The organism is Thermosynechococcus sp. HY596 (genome assembly GCF_030518715.1).
Classification (GTDB): Bacteria; Cyanobacteriota; Cyanobacteriia; order Thermosynechococcales; family Thermosynechococcaceae; genus Thermosynechococcus.
This window is the reverse complement of the sequence record NZ_CP130346.1, coordinates 2,461,950-2,477,864: the sequence shown is the minus strand read 5'-3', so window position 1 is coordinate 2,477,864 and position 15,915 is coordinate 2,461,950. Positions and strand designations below refer to the sequence as shown.

The window sequence follows — 15,915 nt, the reverse complement described above, 5'->3', positions numbered from 1 at the left end:
GGTGTTTATTAAGGGAAAGCTGATGTTCCCAGTAAGGGACAGTTGTTGAGGTACGCTGAGATCGTAGCGCGAAAATATTGTCTTATGGATGCTTTGGCTCTTTGGCAGCATTACCAAGACTGGTTGTACTACCACCCTGAGTTGGAGTTCTATGTGGATGTCAGTCGTATGGGGCTGACCCCAGAAGTGGTACGTCGCCTAGAGCCAGCTTTTGAGCGCGCGTTTCAGCAAATGAAGGAATTGGAAGCAGGGGCGATCGCCAACCCCGATGAGGGCCGCATGGTGGGGCACTACTGGCTGCGGGATGCCGATTTGGCACCAACTCCAGAACTGCGTGCCGAAATTCGCGATGCCATTGCCCAAGTGAAGCAGTTTAGCCAGCAAGTCCACAGTGGCGCCATTGCCCCACCCCAAGGGGGTCGTTTTACGGATATTCTCTCTGTTGGCATTGGGGGGTCTGCCCTGGGTCCGCAGTTTGTGGCGGCTGCCCTTGCCCCTGTGAATCCCCCCCTGAACATTCACTTTTTGGACAACACCGACCCTGCCGGGTTTGAGCGGGTTTTTGCGGAACTAGGCGATCGCCTGCGGACGACATTGGTGATTGTCATTTCCAAATCGGGGGGGACACCGGAAACCCGCAATGGCATGCTAGAAGCCCAAGCCCGCTTCCAACGTGCCGGTCTGGCCTTTGCCGATTACGCCGTCGCCGTCACCCTGCCGGGCAGTGGCCTTGCCCAAGTGGCGGAGTCCAACGGTTGGCTGGCCATTTTCCCGATGTTTGACTGGGTGGGGGGGCGTACCTCGGAACTGTCAACGGTGGGTCTATTGCCCGCTGCCCTGCAAGGGATTGACATTGATGCCCTCCTCGCGGGAGCAAAATTGATGGATCAGGCAACCCGCGTGCCGAAGATTCGCCAAAATCCCGCTGCCCTACTCGCCTTGGCCTGGCACCATGCGGGCAAGGGTCGGGGTGAAAAAGATATGGTTGTCCTGCCCTACAAAGATAGTCTGCTCCTGTTTAGCCGCTACTTGCAGCAGTTGGTAATGGAGTCCCTCGGCAAGGAAAAAGACCTCGACGGCAACATTGTCCACCAAGGGATTGCGGTCTATGGCAACAAGGGAACCACGGATCAGCACGCCTATGTGCAGCAGTTGCGGGATGGCCTGCCCAACTTCTTTGTCACCTTTATTGAAGTGCTGCGGGATGGTCAAGAACCCGGCATTGAAGTAGAGCCGGGAATTACATCAGGGGACTACCTCAGTGGCTTGCTGCTCGGCACGCGCCAAGCCCTCTATGAAAAGGATCGCCCTTCCCTGACGGTGACGATTCCAGAGGTGACGCCCAAAACGGTGGGTGCTCTGATTGCCCTTTATGAGCGAGCAGTGGGTCTCTATGGCTTCTTGGTGAATATCAATGCCTACCATCAGCCGGGGGTGGAAGCGGGCAAGAAAGCAGCAGCAGCGAATTTGGCGTTGCAACGGCAGATTGTTAAAGTCTTAGAACAAAGTGATGAACCCCTTGACTTGGGGGCGATCGCCGACGCTGTGAATGCGCCGGATCAACTGGAGCGGATTTACCTGATCCTACGGCACCTTGTGGCCAACGATCGCGGCATCGAGCAACTGGGGGATCCAGCGCAGCCAAGTCAATTGCAGTTTCGGTGGCAACACTAATGCAGCGGCGGCAATTTTGTCAGGGGTTGTTTGCCTTGGGGGCGATCGCCCTCAGTGGTTGTCAAGCAAGTGCCAAGGGGGGGCTAACCGTTCATCTGCTGCGCAAATCCCTACCGCCTCAACTGATTCAGCGATTTCGTCAACAGGCGGGTGTGGGCGTTCATCTGCGCCTTCAGGAAACCCCCCAAGCCTTAGCCCATACCCTTGCAGCAGGCAATCTAGGCTCAGCCGTCCTTAGTCTCGGGGATGCTTGGTTACCAGAGGCGGTGGCAAAAGGGCAGATTGCTCCCATTCCCAAACAACTCATTCAAAATGGATTTGATTGGGCTGAACCATTGCAACCTTTTGTGAAGTTGATCAGCAAAGAGGATGCCCTCTGGGGTCTTCCCTATCGCTGGGGAGCTACCGCCCTCATTTATCGCCGCGATTTCTTTGCTGACTTGGGTTGGGAACCCAAAGATTGGGATGCTCTATGGCACCCCGCAGTGCAGGGGCACTACAGCCTCTTGAATACCCCCCGCGAAGTGATTGGCTTAACCCTGAAAGCCTTGGGGCGGTCCTACAATGCCCCACCCACCCACCCGCAGTTACGGGAGCGATTGTCTCGCCTGCGCCAAGGTTGCCGTTTCTTTAGTTCCGATGCCTACCTGCAACCGCTGATGCTGGGGAGTACGCACTTGGCAGTGGGTTGGTCAACGGATCTACTGCCGCTGCTGAAGCGCGATCCGCAGACCTATGGAGCAGTCTTCCCCGCCAGTGGCACGGCGCTTTGGCTGGATTTGTGGGTCTGTGGCCAAGCCCCCGATCGCCCCACCTTGGATTGGTTGAACTACTGGTGGCAGCCAGAGGTGGCTGAGCAACTCAGTCAATTTAGTGATGCGCTCTCGCCCCGCGTGAGTAATCTAACGGGCACCCTCTTTCAGCGCTATATCCCCCTCGCTGACCCCACCGCCTTTACCAAGAGTGAGGTATTGCTACCCCTTGATGCCGCGACCCAAAAGACCTATGACACCCTTTGGCAAGAGATTTTTCTGACCAATTCCTAACGGTGTCTTGGTTCAGTTGCACTCTTGAGGAGTTGTGCCACATAGGCGAGGGCTTGGGGGCGATCGCTAATTTCTCCCCGCGCTTGGGCTGCTTCCACAGCTCGCAACAATTCACCCACACGCGGCCCCGGCGAGACCTGAAACACTTCTACCAGATCGGCACCCCGCACCAATTGGGGGGGATGGGCAATGGCATCCTTGGGGTCTAACCACCCTTTGACCAAGGGCACTAGATGCGCTTTGGGGATGCCACGACTAAGGGCAAGGGCAACAAAGGCTGGAAAATAGCTACCCGCCGCGCGAAATAGATAGAAGGCTTGCTCGCGGTTCAGGGGCTGTTCGAGGGGGACTAGCCAGTGGTTGAGCAGTCGGCACAGAACTTGGACAATGCGAATTTCATCGGTGGTGTAGGTGAGGGCAGTTAGTTCCTCGGCCGCTTGGCGATCGCTGGCATTCACGAGGCAGGTGAGCTTGGCCAAAGCCGCTAGGGTTCGCCGTTGGGGTTCGCCGGGGGCAGTTGTTGCGGCAATCGATGTCGTTAGCGCCGGCCAAAGGGCTGGGAAGGGAAAATTCGCTAGGGTGGATTCAAGGGCATGGTAGTGGGTAATCCGCTCCTCGGTGACCGACGGCAGCCACACCGCCAACACCCCATCCCGAAAGGCGAGGGTCACTTGGGCCGCACCCTCAACGGCACTGAGGAGATAGCTGAGTTCCACCCGCACCCGTTCTGGGGCGACTCGTCGCAGTTGGGGGGCAAGGATTTGGATCACCTGCCGCGTTTCGGGCGTAATCGTAAATTGCAGTTGGGCGGCTTGGCGATAGGCGCGTAGGAGTCGCAGTGGATCAGCAGCGAGATTTTCTGGTGCGACATAGTGAATTTGGCGGCGTTGCAAATCCAAAAGGCCACCGAGGGGATCGACAATGTGGTGGTGGTGAATGTCGTAGGCAATGGCATTGAGGCGAAAATCGCGATCGCTCAAATCCGTTAAGAGCGTCTCACCATGCCGCTGGGCAATATCCACGCTGGTGTTGGCAAAAACTAAGCGGGCAATCTGCCGCTGCCGATCCAAAACCACTAAGCCAGCCTTGTACTTATCCGCTAGTTTTTTGGTCAGGGCAATGGCATCCGCCGGCACAATAAAATCCAAGTCGGGGTACAACGTTGTCCGACCGAGGAGCGCATCCCGCACCGCTCCACCCACGAGGTAGGTATCGGCAGGTAAATCACTGACGGCGATCGGCCAGCGACTAAAATCAAAGGGCTGAACAACGATCATTAGAGCTGGGTTAGATCGATCGCCTGACCACCGATGGTGACCGTCAAATTTTCCCCCCGCACACAGACGGATCCCGCCGCCGTTTGAATCGTTAAGCAGTTATTTTCAAATTTCAGGACACCATTCCAGAGAGGTGCTGTGGGGGTGGGCGCTGGGGCAGTGGTTGTGGGTGAGCCAGACTGGACACTTTCTAGCCAAATCAGCGACGCATCGGCAGGATAGTGGCGATCGCCCGTAGCCGTTTTGATAATCAGACCACCGCCCGCCGACGGTGAAAAGGCAATATCGCAAATGGGCTGCCACTCCTTGCCCACCAACAGTTGTAGCTGTGCTGGCTCCTGCCCTGTAGCCGTGGACTTCAAGAGTAACCACCACGTTTTCCAGAGCTGCCGTGCCGTTCCCAAACGGACTTCACTGCCGCGGGGAATGGGTACTTGCTCGTACTGCCATGCAGGCACGGGGTCACTGATGTATTGTGTGGGCAAGAAGGAATGGGCTTGGAGGACACTGGCCACCACATCGGCAAAGGGCGCCTCGGCAAAAAGGGTTACTTTCTCATTGGCCACACTCTCACCTTCTACCACCGCCACCACCGTTTCCGTAACCGTGCGCAATTGATAACAGTGGTTGCCGAGGCTAGCCACCTTCAAATCAGCACTTTGGTAGGTACTGGGCAGGGGGTGTTGTTGCAGGATCAGCATTTGGATCACCTGCTCATTGGTCCACTCAATCACAGTGGTTTCGTTAGCGGTTGCCATTGGCTTAGCCATTGGCGTTGGAGTGGGCAACGGTACCTCTTCAATGTCCCCTTCATCAAAGACCACTTCGCCATTGGGCAGTATAGTTCCTGAGAGCTTGGCTTCCTCTAAGTCTTGACGGCGGGCGATCGCCCCGGTCAGATCCGCCTCTGAGAGATCTGCCCCCACCACATTTGTATCCTTGAGGTTACTGTCATGGAGCACCGCCCCCTTGAGGATTGCTCCACTGAGCACTGCCCGCTGCAAATTGGCGCGCGAGAGGTAGGCACCCACTAGGATGGCGCCACTGAGCATGGCTTCCTGCAAGTTGGCATCGGTCAGATTAGCACCACTCAGATCCGCACCAATCAGATTGGCGCCTCGCAGATTGGCATTGGCAAGGTTCGCTTTGATCAAATCTGCCCCGCTCCAGTTGATACCCTGCAGATTGGCTCCCGCCAAATCAATATGGCTGAGTTGCACCAACGGAAACACACTGCCCGCCAAATTCACACCACGGAAATTTCGCACCCCACGGGCAAATTCGCTTAACAAGGTTTCAAGGGTCATGGCTTTGCTCATAGCCGCTCGCAATCAGGGCACAACAGAGTCACTCAGGCACACTGCTTATAGCTATTCTAGGTCTTGATTGAAATCCAGAGGAGCCACTGACCGATGCCATGGTTTGTCAAAATTGAACGCGGTATTGTGGACAAGGCCACCTTTGATCGCCACGTTGGTGCCCATCGCGCCTATGTGCGCGCCCTCATTGCCGCAGGGCATCAAGCCCGCACGGGATACTGGGCTGAGCGAGGGGGTGGCATGTTGTTGTTTCAGGCCGATTCCCGCAAGGCGGCTGAGGAAATTGTTGCCCGCGATCCCCTCGTCCAACACCAGTGTGTGCAGTACGAACTCCATGAGTGGTGTATTGTCGAAGCCCCCGATTAGCCTTGGCGCAGTTTTTCTGCCCAGACGCGGGTGGGTAGCCCCCACACATAGATAAAGCCCTCGGCTGCCCTGTGATCAAATTGATCCTCGGCACCATAGGTAGCCAAGTCGGGCGTGTAGAGGGAGTAGGGAGATTGCCGCCCCACCACCCGTGCGGTTCCCTTAAAGAGTTTGACGCGCACGGTACCCGTCACCCGCTGCTGGGTCTGTTGAATAAAAGCATCCAAGGCTTCCTTGAGGGGGCTGTACCAGAGGCCGTTATAGACTAGGCGGCTGTAGGTCTCTTCAATCCCCCGTTTGTACTGCGTCACATCGGCGGTCAGGGTCAAACTTTCCAAATCGCGGTGGGCGTCAATGAGCACCAAGAGGGCAGGGGCTTCGTAAATTTCGCGGGATTTAATGCCGACAAGGCGATTTTCAATCATGTCAATGCGACCAAAGCCGTGGCGCCCCACCCGCTCATTGAGTTCACTCACTAGCGTTACGGGATCGAGGGAGCGGCCATCGAGGCTGACGGGAATTCCGGCCTCAAAACCAATATCCACATACTCCGGGGAGTTGGGGGTATTTTCAATGGCTTGGGTCATCAAATAGATTTCCTCAAGGGGTTCAATCCACGGATCCTCAAGGGGGCCTGCTTCAATACTGCGTCCCAAAAGATTGCGGTCAATGCTGTAGGGAGAAGATTTTTTCACAGGGGCGGGAATGCCAAAGCGTTCGCCGTAGGCAATGGTTTCTTCACGGCTCATGCCCCATTCGCGAGCGGGTGCCAAGACCTTGAGGTTGGGATTCAGGGCGGCGATCGCCACATCAAAGCGGACTTGATCATTGCCTTTCCCTGTACAGCCGTGGGCAACGGCATCGGCACCATACTCAGCAGCCGCATCCACCAAGAGCTTGGCAATCAGGGGGCGAGCAAGGGCCGTCGAGAGGGGATAGCGATTTTCGTAGAGGGCGTTGGCCTGAATGGCTGGAAAGGCATAGTTGCGGATGAATTCAGCTTTGGCATCGGCCACCAGCGAGGCACTGGCACCAGCATCAAGGGCTTTTTGGCGAATGGGTTCCAGTTCATCCCCCTGTCCTAAATCAGCGGCGAGGGTAATGACTTCCTTCACGCCCCACTCGTGCTTGAGATAGGGAATACACACAGAGGTATCCACTCCCCCCGAATAGGCCAAAATGACTTTTTCTGCACGCCCCATGACTTTTTTCCTGAAATAAACGCGATCGCTACTATAGCGGATCTGTTTGCCGGAAACGTTATGGGGATAACCGTTTCGCCGAGCCTTACATCTGTTCCACTTCGTTTGCTAGGGGCAGGCCTTGCTCAAAACAGGTCAGATTTTCAATTGTCGTACGGGCAATATCCGTGAGGGCATTGCGGGTAAAGAAGGCTTGGTGAGCAGTAATCACCACATTGGGGAAGGATTGCAGGAGTTGAAAGGTGTCGTCTTGGATAATCGTGTCCGAAAGATCTTGGAAAAAGAGGGAGTCTTCCTCTTCATAGACATCAATGCCCAGATAGCCGATTTGGCCGCTTTTAATGCCCTCAATCACTGCTTTGGTGTCCACCAGTTTGCCGCGACTGGTATTGATTAACATCACCCCTCGCTTCATTTGGGCGATCGTGGTGGCATTGATCAGATGTTCATTTTCGGGCACCAAGGGGCAATGGAGCGTCACAATATCGGATGCCGCCAGCAGCGTCTCTAGGGTTGTGTAGGTACCAATCTCCCTAAAGGCTTCACTAGGGTAGGGATCATAGCCGTAGAGGTGGCAGCCAAAACCAGCCATAATCTGAGCAACAATACGGCCAATTTTACCCGTGCCAATAATTCCGACCGTACAACCATGGAGGTCAAAGCCCATCAGCCCCTCCAAGGAAAAATTGTCATCGCGCACACGGTTGTAGGCACGGTGGAGTTTGCGGTTCAACATCAGGATCAGCCCCACCGTATGCTCCGCCACTGAATAGGGGGAATAAGTACTCACGCGGGTAACTGTGATGCCCAAGCTGGCCGCCGTTGCCAAATCCACATTGTTGAAGCCCGTACAGCGCAGTGTCACCAGACGCACTCCCAACTCTGCCAGCCGTTTTAGGGTCTCCACTCCCAAATCATCGTTGACAAACCCACAGACGGCATTGTGCCCCTCGGCCAAGGAGGCTGTTTGAGGGCGCAGCAGCACATCGTAATAGGTCAGGAGATGGGGGTGCCCCTGCGCTGCATTGGCGGCATTCAAAAACTGGCGATCGTAGGATTTGGCACTGAAAACGGCAACCTTCATGGCATTGCACTCCTGCCCTAGCGACATTACAGGTTTGAGAAAAGGGCTGTTGCTAGCTTAGCGAGTGAGATCTTAAGGTTGTGTTAAATGAGGACAAATCGTTAGGCGATGTACCTAAGGGTTCTGAAAAAACTGGCGAATGGTTGCGGCAATATGCTCAATGGTGGCATCGCTCAACTCAGGCCAAATGGGTAAGCTCAGTACCTCGCGAGCAAGGCGATCGCTCACAGGATTGGGTGGAGATTGCCCCTTATACATTGGACAGTGATCTTGGGGAATCGGGTAGTAAATCATTGAACTAATGCCAGCCGCCTTCAGGTAAGCCGCAAGGGCGTCCCGCTGGCCATTGAGTACCCGAATCGTATATTGATGAAATACATGTCCCGGAGATACTGTTGGGGTGACCACCGTCTCAAGACCCGCCAAGGCTTGGTTATAGGTTTGGGCGACTCGCCGTCGCTCTTGATTCCAGCGATCGATATGGGGTAGCTTCACCCGCAGAATTGCCGCCTGTAGGCTGTCCAAGCGAGAATTGTAGCCAATCATTTCGTGGTGGTAGCGTTGACGGGAGCCGTGAACCCGCAGCATGCGCGATCGCTCGGCTAAATCATCATCATTGGTGGTAATCAGCCCCCCATCACCATAGGCACCCAAGTTCTTGGTTGGGAAAAAAGAAAAGGCACCCATGCTGCCGATCGCCCCCGTGAATTGATGGGCTAAAGTCTTTTGAGTCACCTCTGTACATTGACAATTTTCACAGGGTGGGCAATAGCGGGCACCAAAGGACTGGGCACAATCCTCAAGAATTGCTAACCCATGAGCCTGAGCAAGTTCCACAATTGCTCCCATGGCTGCCGGTCGCCCAAATAAATGCACGGGCAAAATCGCCTTGGTGCGGGGGGTAATCGCTGCGGCAACTTTACTGGGATCAAGGTTAAAGGAGTCCAGTTCCACATCCACAAACACCGGGTGAGCCCCCACTAAACTAATTGCTTCTGCCGTCGCAAAAAACGAAAAGGGGGTGGTAATCACCTCATCCCCAGCACCTATTCCCAAACTGCGCAGGGAAATCACCAGTGCATCTGTCCCTGAATTGACTGCCACCGCATGGCGCACCCCTAAATAGGCGGCCACCTCTTCCTCAAAGGCTTGTACCTCTGGTCCTAGAATAAACTGACCCGATGCCAGTACGCGGGCAACTGCGCGATCGATGTCTGCTTGCAGGGATTGATATTGGGTTTTGAGATCAAGAATAGGGATGGTATCCATGAGAGCATCGAGCGCAAGTCCTTAATTATCATCCTCTCACGAGCGTAGTGTGGTTTTAGCGAATTAAGCTAGGCTTAGAGTGTAGAGCCGCTCTCAAGGGCGGGGTTCCAGACCCGTTTTTTTTGATGAATCCCCAAGAGTTGTTAAAACGCTATGCCAGCGGTGAACGGGACTTCAATCGTGCCAGTTTGACAAATGGCGAGTTTATCAACGCCGATCTACGGGGGATTATTCTCTCCCGTGCCGACATGGAGTGGGTCAACCTGAGCGGAGCCAATCTCAGTGGTGCGGTGCTCTGTGGCGCAGAAATCGTCAATGCCATGCTCATCAAAGCAGAACTGGTGGATGCCAACCTCGCTGGGGCAAACTTGAGCCGCAGTGATCTCAGTTGGGCAAACCTGACGCGAGCCAATCTCAGCCGCGCTGAACTTAGTGAAACCACACTACGGGGAACGGTGCTTCAGGGAGCCAATCTCTCCCGTGTGGATTTGGCGAATGCGGATCTACGGGGACTGACACTCGACGGCGTTAACCTTTCGGGGGCAAATTTACAGGGCGCGAATTTGCATGGCACAAATCTAAAGCAGGCGAATCTGACCCGTGTAGATTTAATTCAGGCGGATGTCAGCAATGCCAATCTCAGTGGCGCGAACCTCAGCGGTGCGAACCTGAGTGGTGCTAATTTAACGGCGGCGAATCTCACGGGAGCCAATCTCAGCCGCGTTGATCTCACAGAAGTCAAGCTCAGTGAAGCCAACCTTGCCAAGGCCAATCTGGTGGGAGCTGAACTGGCAAAGGCAGACCTCTCGTCCCTAGAACTCTCTGAGGTTAACTTGAGTGGTGCCAATCTCAGTGGCGCGAATCTGAGTCATACCAACCTTAGTCGTGCGGATCTCAGTGGGGCGAATTTACGGGGCGCCAACCTCAGCCATGCCAAACTGGTGGGCACCAATCTGCGGGGGGCGAATCTCCAAGGGGCAAACTTGCAGGGGGCATTGCTGGACAATGCGGATTTGAGTCAAACGGATCTACGCAGTGCCAACCTCAGTGGCCTCGTCTTTAATGGCGTGAAGCTGCGGGGTGCCAATCTCAGTGGTGCCAATCTCCGCGACGTGGAGTTAACGGAAGCCAACTTTAGCCGTGCTGACTTGGTAGAAGCGAATCTCAGCCGTGCCCGCTTGGTGGGAGCCAACCTGAGTCGTGCTACCCTCTCAGAAGCGAATCTCAGCCGCGCCACCCTCAGTGGAGCCACCCTCAGCCGGGCAACGTTTAGCGGTAGCTTACTGGGAACCGTCGATCTCAGCGGTGTTAACTTGAGTGGGGCAGATTTAGGGGATGCCAACCTTTCCGGCTCTAACCTGTCGCGGGCGGATTTGACGCGGGTGAACCTGACCGCTGCGGATATGAGTGGTGCCAACCTCAGTGAAGTGGATTTGCGGGGCACAATTATGCCCGACGGCCGGCGGCGAGCCTAGGGCTACTCCTCAGTTTCAAAGGATTCTGTCTCGGTTTCAACAGACTGGGGTCTCGGTGGCGCTTGACGGCCAAAGAGGTGCACCAAGTGCTTCAAATGAGCGGCAAGTTCAAGGGTGAGTTGGCCCGCAGTTAGCCGCCACGCCCAGTTGCCTTCGCCAGTACCGGGGAAATTCATGCGGGCATGACTATCGAGGCCGAGCAAATCTTGAACGGGAAGAATGGCTTGGTTGGCAACGGTTCCTAGGGCCATGCGAATCAAAGCCCAGTGGGGTTCGCTGGGGGTATAGCCCAAATAGTCAATGAGGCGCTGCCGTTCCCAGTCACTTAGGTTGCGGTACCAGCCGACAGTTGTGTCATTGTCATGGGTGCCGGTGTACACCACACAGTTGCGCTCTTGATTAAAGGGCAAAAAAGGATTATCTGAACCACCGCCGAAGGCAAATTGGAGAATTTTCATTCCCGGAAACTGAAACTGATCCCGTAGGGCAATGACATCGGGGGTAATATCCCCTAAATCCTCGGCGAGAATAGGCAGTCGTCCCAAGGCAGCTTGCAAGGTTTCAAAGAAGGCAGCACCGGGACCCGGTTGCCACTCGCCATTGACCGCTGTTTCCTCCCCTTCGGGCACTTGCCAGTAGCCCTGAAAGCCGCGAAAGTGATCCACACGGATAATGTCCATGTAGGAGAGCAGGGCACGGAAGCGCTCAATCCACCAAGAGTAGCCATCGGCAGCCAAGGCTTGCCAGTTGTAAATGGGGTTGCCCCAGAGCTGTCCTGTGGTACTGAAGTAATCTGGGGGCACACCGGCCATGAGGGCAGCCCCACCCGTTTCTGGATTGAGTTCAAAAAATTGGGGAAAGGCCCAGACATCGGCACTGTCGTGGGCAACGTAGATGGGAATATCACCGATAATCTGGATGCCCTGTTGATTGGCGGCTTCCTTGAGAGCCTGCCACTGCCGATAAAAGAGAAATTGCTGAAATTCGTATTCAAAGATGCGCTCTTTGAGAAGGGCTTGCAGAGCAGTAAGGGCAGTGGGTTCGCGATCGCGCAAAGGGGCGGGCCATTCATACCACGGCTGTCCCTCGTGGTGATCCTTCAGCGCCATAAAGAGGGCATAGGTGGGCAGCCAGTAGTGGGCAAGGGCTTGAAAGTCGCGAAAGGCCTGCCAGTCTTCTGGGGTGGCTTGATTCTGAAAGCGTTGAGCAGCAAGGCGGAGCAGGGGGAGTTTTTGGCTAATGACAGCCTCGAAATCGACGCGATCGCTATTCTCAAGCGTGAGTCCTGCCAAATCTGCTTCCGTTAACCAGCCCTCCTTGACCAGTTCATCCAAGCTGATCAGCAGTGGGTTGCCGGCCATGGCGGAGTAGCACATATAGGGGGAATTGCCAAAGCCCGTTGGCCCTAGGGGCAAGACCTGCCAGTACTGCTGATCACTGGCAACCAAAAATTCAAGGAACTCACGAGCTGCCGCACCCAAGTCACCAATGCCATGACCACCAGGCAGGGACGTGGGATGAAGCAGTAAACCACAGGAGCGGGGAAAGTGCATTATTTAAGCCACGGGGAAACTTGAGCTAATTATCGCCCAATTCTGGATCGGCAATCTCGCTGGATTCCGCTAGCATTTCTGCTTCAAGGGCGGCTAGCTCCTCTGGCGACATCCGCGCAAGGCGATCGCTCATCACGGCCTCTTCATAGTCTTTGAGTTGCTGATGGTAGGTCATCCGTCCTGTAAAGACCCGCAGGAAATATGTCGAGAGCCAACCCAGAACCACCAAGACAAAAATGGCTTGACTCCAAATCCCGGCTTGAAGCGGCTCAATCCCCGCAATGCGCAACAGGAGATAAACCAAGCCGCCCGTAAAGAAAACACCAATGCCAATCCCTAGAACATCAATGCGGCGCATAGCACCTAGGAATCGAGAGAGCGCGGTTGGGGACGAAAGTTAATAAAGGGTGCCAGCAGGAGTAATCCCGGAAAGAAGAACGTCACCAGAAAGTACATAAATGCCCGCTCAAAGGAGCCAGCCACATACCAGCGAGCATTCAAATAGGCATAGACGATCGCCGGCACCACCAGCAGATATAGCCCTGCCAAGGCGCCATAGACACCGAGTACCAAAAGCTCTGTTGAAACTGCCATAATTGCTACCTCTTCACCAACGATGACCAAACTATTCTGCAACGGTGCGGGTTTCCCTCACCGCTTCCCCAAGGGCAGGAACGGCCATTCCCATGGCTTGCGCAAGGGCTGGGGGCGGAGCTTGGCGACTGGGAGCATTGAGATATTGCCCTGTCAAAATAGGGGGCACCGGCTTCATCTTGTGCTTGGCGGTAAAGAGGCGATGGGTTTGGGCAAGGTTGCCACGCTCGTTGATATGCTCATTGGCAATTTTCTTACGCAGCTTGACGATCGCATCCATGATCGCCTCTGGACGGGGCGGACAGCCGGGCAAATAAACATCCACGGGAATCAGCTTGTCCACACCACGCACGGCGGAATAAGAATCAGAGCTAAACATTCCCCCTGTGATCGTGCAGGCGCCCATGGCAATCACGTACTTGGGATTGGGCATTTGATCGTAGAGGCGCACCAAGGCGGGTGCCATTTTCATCGTGATGGTGCCAGAGGTGATGATCAAATCCGCCTGACGGGGGCTATTGCGGGGCACCAAGCCAAAGCGATCGAAATCGAAGCGCGAGCCAATCATGGCCGCAAACTCAATGAAGCAGCAGGCAGTGCCATACATGAGTGGCCAAAGGCTCGATAGCCGCGCCCAGTCATAGACATCATTGAGGGAAGTCAAAATAATATTTTCAGCAAGTTCTTGGGGAACTTCAGGACGAGCAATCGGATTGAGAATGGCAGGCGAGGTCGTATTGGTCATAGGGTTCCCTCAAGGGACATCGGCCAAATGTAAAAACACTTAAGATTATAGGCGTTTGACCCAACAGATGCACCCAATCCGATGTAGTGAGCAATAAAAAAACTTGACACCAAGGATAAATTATTTTTGACTGCCCACCTGTAGCCCCGGTGGTAATTCCAAGGTATCGCCAATGGTCGTTCCATCCCAGTAGGCCGCCAGCAGGACATCACAGGTTTTGCCCCAAGCGATCGCCCCTTGATGGTCGAGGCCAATGGCGCCAAAATCCCGTTGCCGACTAGCGGCTTCGCGGAAGGATTTTTCAAAGGCCGCCTCTAGGGACAAGCCATCGGTTACCCGCACCACAATCCGCGTGGCCAGCGCCTCATCAAGAATATCCTCACCAATGCCAGTACAACTGACTGCTGCTAAGCTGTTGGCATAGTTGCCGGCTGGGGTTGCGGAGTCACTCACCCGCCCAATGCGCTCAAAGCCCTTGCCGCCAGTGGAAGTCCCCACGGCCAAGTGTCCCTGCTGATCTAAAACCACAACACCAATCGTGCCCCGCCTTGCCTCCTCGGCCACGACTCCGGCCATCGATTTTTGGAAATTGCCTTTGCGTTCCTCGAGCCACTCGTAGAGTCGCTGATCCGTGAGGGGTTGATACACAGGAATCCCTAGCTCACGAGCCAGTTCTGCTGCTCCCACATCGGACAGAATACGGTCAGGGCACTGTTGCAGCCAGTGGGCAAGATCAATGGGATTTTTCACCCGTGAGACATTAATGACACCGCTGAGGCTCTGCCGCTGCCCATCCATGAGCGAGGCACTCATGCGAATTTGACCGTCCGATTGCAGCACAGACCCCGTGCCTGCATTAAAGCGCGGTTCATCCTCTAGGAGCCGACACCCCAAAACCACTGCCTCAATCGCCGTTGCCCCTTCTTTTAGGGCCTGAACCACTTGGCTGACAATGGTATGCAGGGATTGGCGGACGGGAATGAGACCGCCTTTGTCTTGGAGCGAGCTGCCGGCGCCGCCATGGAGAATAACAGTGGGTTGGGGCATCCTCAATCCTAGAAATTATAGGGTGTTCTAGCTCCAAAATACCCTGTGGCGATCGCCGAAATCCACTGCCCTAAGCAACCGCAGCTGTCGGCATCTCCTCATAGTCCGTAGAGACTTCCTCAGCATTCAGGAGCGCTTGCAGTTCTTGGATGGCTTGCTGCGTATCTTCCACTTGACTGAGGAGCGATCGCGCGATTTTTTCCCCAGAGGCAGTGGACTCTACAACCTCGCGAATGTGATGGCGAAAATGATTGGCCATTTCCTCTACTTGTTGGTTGGCAAAGACCACTTGGTTGGCCAATTTGTTAATTGCCTCACTGATAAAATCGAAACCAGCCATCTGCTGGCCACTGCGACTGGCAATCAGCCCCGCCTGCACCGCAAGGTGTTTCACCTGACGGGTAATCTCAGCAATTTGATGGGTGGCTTGGTCGATAATTTCCACGTCCTGTTTCAGCCGTTCGCTGAGGCGATAAACCTCCGCTGTGTGACGGCTAATTTGGTTAACCCCGGTGAATGTTTGCTGAAAGGCTTTGCGCCCCCGCTGGGAAAGAACTTGGCTAATGGAGACGAACCGTTGATTGAGTTGGGCAATCCGCTCCGCTTGCTCACGCACAGAGCGCTCCTGCTGCTCTAGGGCTTCGTTCATTTGTTGGGTGCGGGTTAGCTCGCTTTCAAGGCGCTTGGCATAGTCTTGGTTCCGCTCTTTTTCCACCTTTAACTTCTCAAGGAGTTGCTGGGTGTGGAGGTGCTGCTGCTGAATGAAGAGATTTTTCTTGCTCAGCACTTGCGCTTGGGCAATCAGGATCACCCGCATATCCACCAACACCAGTTGCTTGCCCTTACGCACGACCACGGGTTCGTAGACAAAGGCGGGGGGGCGACTCAAGGCCTGTTCCACGGCTTCTTCGACGGGAGTGCGTGCCATCAAGACAAGGGGCGGTACTTGGGGGGCGGCAATTTCTGGCAGCAATTTAATCGGGCGCGGCAAGTAGAGATCGCGACCAAACTGCTTACTCATGCGCTCAAAAAACTTGACCTTGGAGATCATGCCGATGACGCGATTGCCTGCCACCACTAGGACCCCCGGTAGCTCAGGGTAACGTTGAAATTCGTCAGCCACTTCTTCAGAGATGGTTTCAGGGGAAACCTGATAGGAAAAATAGGGTAAGTCAGCCAACGTAGCGGCTGCGGACAGTTGGATATTGACTGTCTCATTCATTTGATTGTCCCCCGGAATGAGTATTGAATTTTTTAGGGTGAA

General features: G+C 54.9%; 15 protein-coding genes. 4 read left to right on the top strand and 11 right to left on the bottom strand.

Translation table 11 applies throughout. The features are described from left to right. The first annotated feature begins 84 nt into the window (after positions 1-84). Positions 85-1,674 carry a glucose-6-phosphate isomerase gene (locus QYC28_RS12195; RefSeq protein WP_302679559.1) on the top strand — a complete coding sequence of 530 codons (1,590 nt, stop codon included), beginning with the start codon at positions 85-87 and terminating at the stop codon, positions 1,672-1,674. Further along, positions 1,662-2,720: an extracellular solute-binding protein gene (locus tag QYC28_RS12190; RefSeq protein WP_149821199.1), complete on the top strand. Its 1,059-nt coding sequence runs from the start codon at positions 1,662-1,664 to the stop codon at positions 2,718-2,720. Before QYC28_RS12195 ends, QYC28_RS12190 begins: the two co-directional genes overlap by 13 nt. Here QYC28_RS12190 and QYC28_RS12185 read toward each other — a convergent pair. Both QYC28_RS12185 and QYC28_RS12180 read right to left on the bottom strand, forming a co-directional pair. Then, complete coding sequence (locus tag QYC28_RS12185; RefSeq protein ID WP_149821197.1) at positions 2,717-3,997, bottom strand: CCA tRNA nucleotidyltransferase; 1,281 nt, start codon at positions 3,995-3,997, stop codon at positions 2,717-2,719. The genes QYC28_RS12190 and QYC28_RS12185 overlap by 4 nt on opposite strands. Then, positions 3,997-5,304: a pentapeptide repeat-containing protein gene (locus QYC28_RS12180; RefSeq protein ID WP_190278099.1), complete on the bottom strand. Its 1,308-nt coding sequence runs from the start codon at positions 5,302-5,304 to the stop codon at positions 3,997-3,999. The genes QYC28_RS12185 and QYC28_RS12180 overlap by 1 nt, the downstream gene beginning before the upstream one ends. Positions 5,305-5,409: 105 nt before the next feature. Between QYC28_RS12180 and QYC28_RS12175 the strand changes: the two genes are divergently transcribed. After that, positions 5,410-5,682 (top strand): YciI family protein, encoded by a 273-nt coding sequence (locus QYC28_RS12175; RefSeq protein WP_149821193.1) that lies wholly within the window; start codon positions 5,410-5,412, stop codon positions 5,680-5,682. Here the strand turns inward: QYC28_RS12175 and QYC28_RS12170 are convergent. The 3 genes from QYC28_RS12170 to QYC28_RS12160 form a co-directional block, all read right to left on the bottom strand. Next, positions 5,679-6,884 carry an argininosuccinate synthase gene (locus QYC28_RS12170; RefSeq protein ID WP_286625876.1) on the bottom strand — a complete coding sequence of 402 codons (1,206 nt, stop codon included), beginning with the start codon at positions 6,882-6,884 and terminating at the stop codon, positions 5,679-5,681. The two genes, QYC28_RS12175 and QYC28_RS12170, sit on opposite strands and share 4 nt — an antisense overlap. A gap of 85 nt (positions 6,885-6,969) precedes the next feature. Next, positions 6,970-7,968, bottom strand: a complete 999-nt coding sequence (locus tag QYC28_RS12165) for a 2-hydroxyacid dehydrogenase (RefSeq protein WP_149821189.1) — start codon at positions 7,966-7,968, stop codon at positions 6,970-6,972. A gap of 114 nt (positions 7,969-8,082) precedes the next feature. Then, on the bottom strand, positions 8,083-9,237 hold the full coding sequence (locus QYC28_RS12160; RefSeq protein ID WP_302679558.1) for a DegT/DnrJ/EryC1/StrS aminotransferase family protein: 1,155 nt from the start codon (positions 9,235-9,237) through the stop codon (positions 8,083-8,085). Positions 9,238-9,362: 125 nt separating this feature from the next. Between QYC28_RS12160 and QYC28_RS12155 the strand changes: the two genes are divergently transcribed. Further along, positions 9,363-10,712: a pentapeptide repeat-containing protein gene (locus QYC28_RS12155; protein ID WP_149821185.1), complete on the top strand. Its 1,350-nt coding sequence runs from the start codon at positions 9,363-9,365 to the stop codon at positions 10,710-10,712. 2 nt (positions 10,713-10,714) lie between these two features. Here QYC28_RS12155 and malQ read toward each other — a convergent pair whose 3' ends face one another. The 6 genes from malQ to QYC28_RS12125 form a co-directional block, all read right to left on the bottom strand. Next, positions 10,715-12,265: a 4-alpha-glucanotransferase gene (gene malQ / locus QYC28_RS12150; protein ID WP_302679557.1), complete on the bottom strand. Its 1,551-nt coding sequence runs from the start codon at positions 12,263-12,265 to the stop codon at positions 10,715-10,717. 25 nt (positions 12,266-12,290) lie between these two features. Beyond that, positions 12,291-12,623 carry a DUF3007 family protein gene (locus QYC28_RS12145; protein ID WP_302679556.1) on the bottom strand — a complete coding sequence of 111 codons (333 nt, stop codon included), beginning with the start codon at positions 12,621-12,623 and terminating at the stop codon, positions 12,291-12,293. Positions 12,624-12,628: 5 nt separating this feature from the next. After that, positions 12,629-12,859: a photosynthetic/respiratory NAD(P)H-quinone oxidoreductase subunit L gene (ndhL, locus tag QYC28_RS12140; protein WP_181495109.1), complete on the bottom strand. Its 231-nt coding sequence runs from the start codon at positions 12,857-12,859 to the stop codon at positions 12,629-12,631. 31 nt (positions 12,860-12,890) lie between these two features. After that, positions 12,891-13,604: a photosynthetic/respiratory NAD(P)H-quinone oxidoreductase subunit K gene (ndhK, locus tag QYC28_RS12135; protein ID WP_302679555.1), complete on the bottom strand. Its 714-nt coding sequence runs from the start codon at positions 13,602-13,604 to the stop codon at positions 12,891-12,893. 120 nt (positions 13,605-13,724) lie between these two features. After that, the gene (locus QYC28_RS12130) at positions 13,725-14,651 is read right to left on the bottom strand and encodes an isoaspartyl peptidase/L-asparaginase (RefSeq protein WP_302679554.1); all 927 of its coding nucleotides are present in this window, start codon (positions 14,649-14,651) and stop codon (positions 13,725-13,727) included. A gap of 70 nt (positions 14,652-14,721) precedes the next feature. After that, positions 14,722-15,873 (bottom strand): methyl-accepting chemotaxis protein, encoded by a 1,152-nt coding sequence (locus QYC28_RS12125; RefSeq protein WP_286649691.1) that lies wholly within the window; start codon positions 15,871-15,873, stop codon positions 14,722-14,724. Positions 15,874-15,915: the final 42 nt, after the last annotated feature.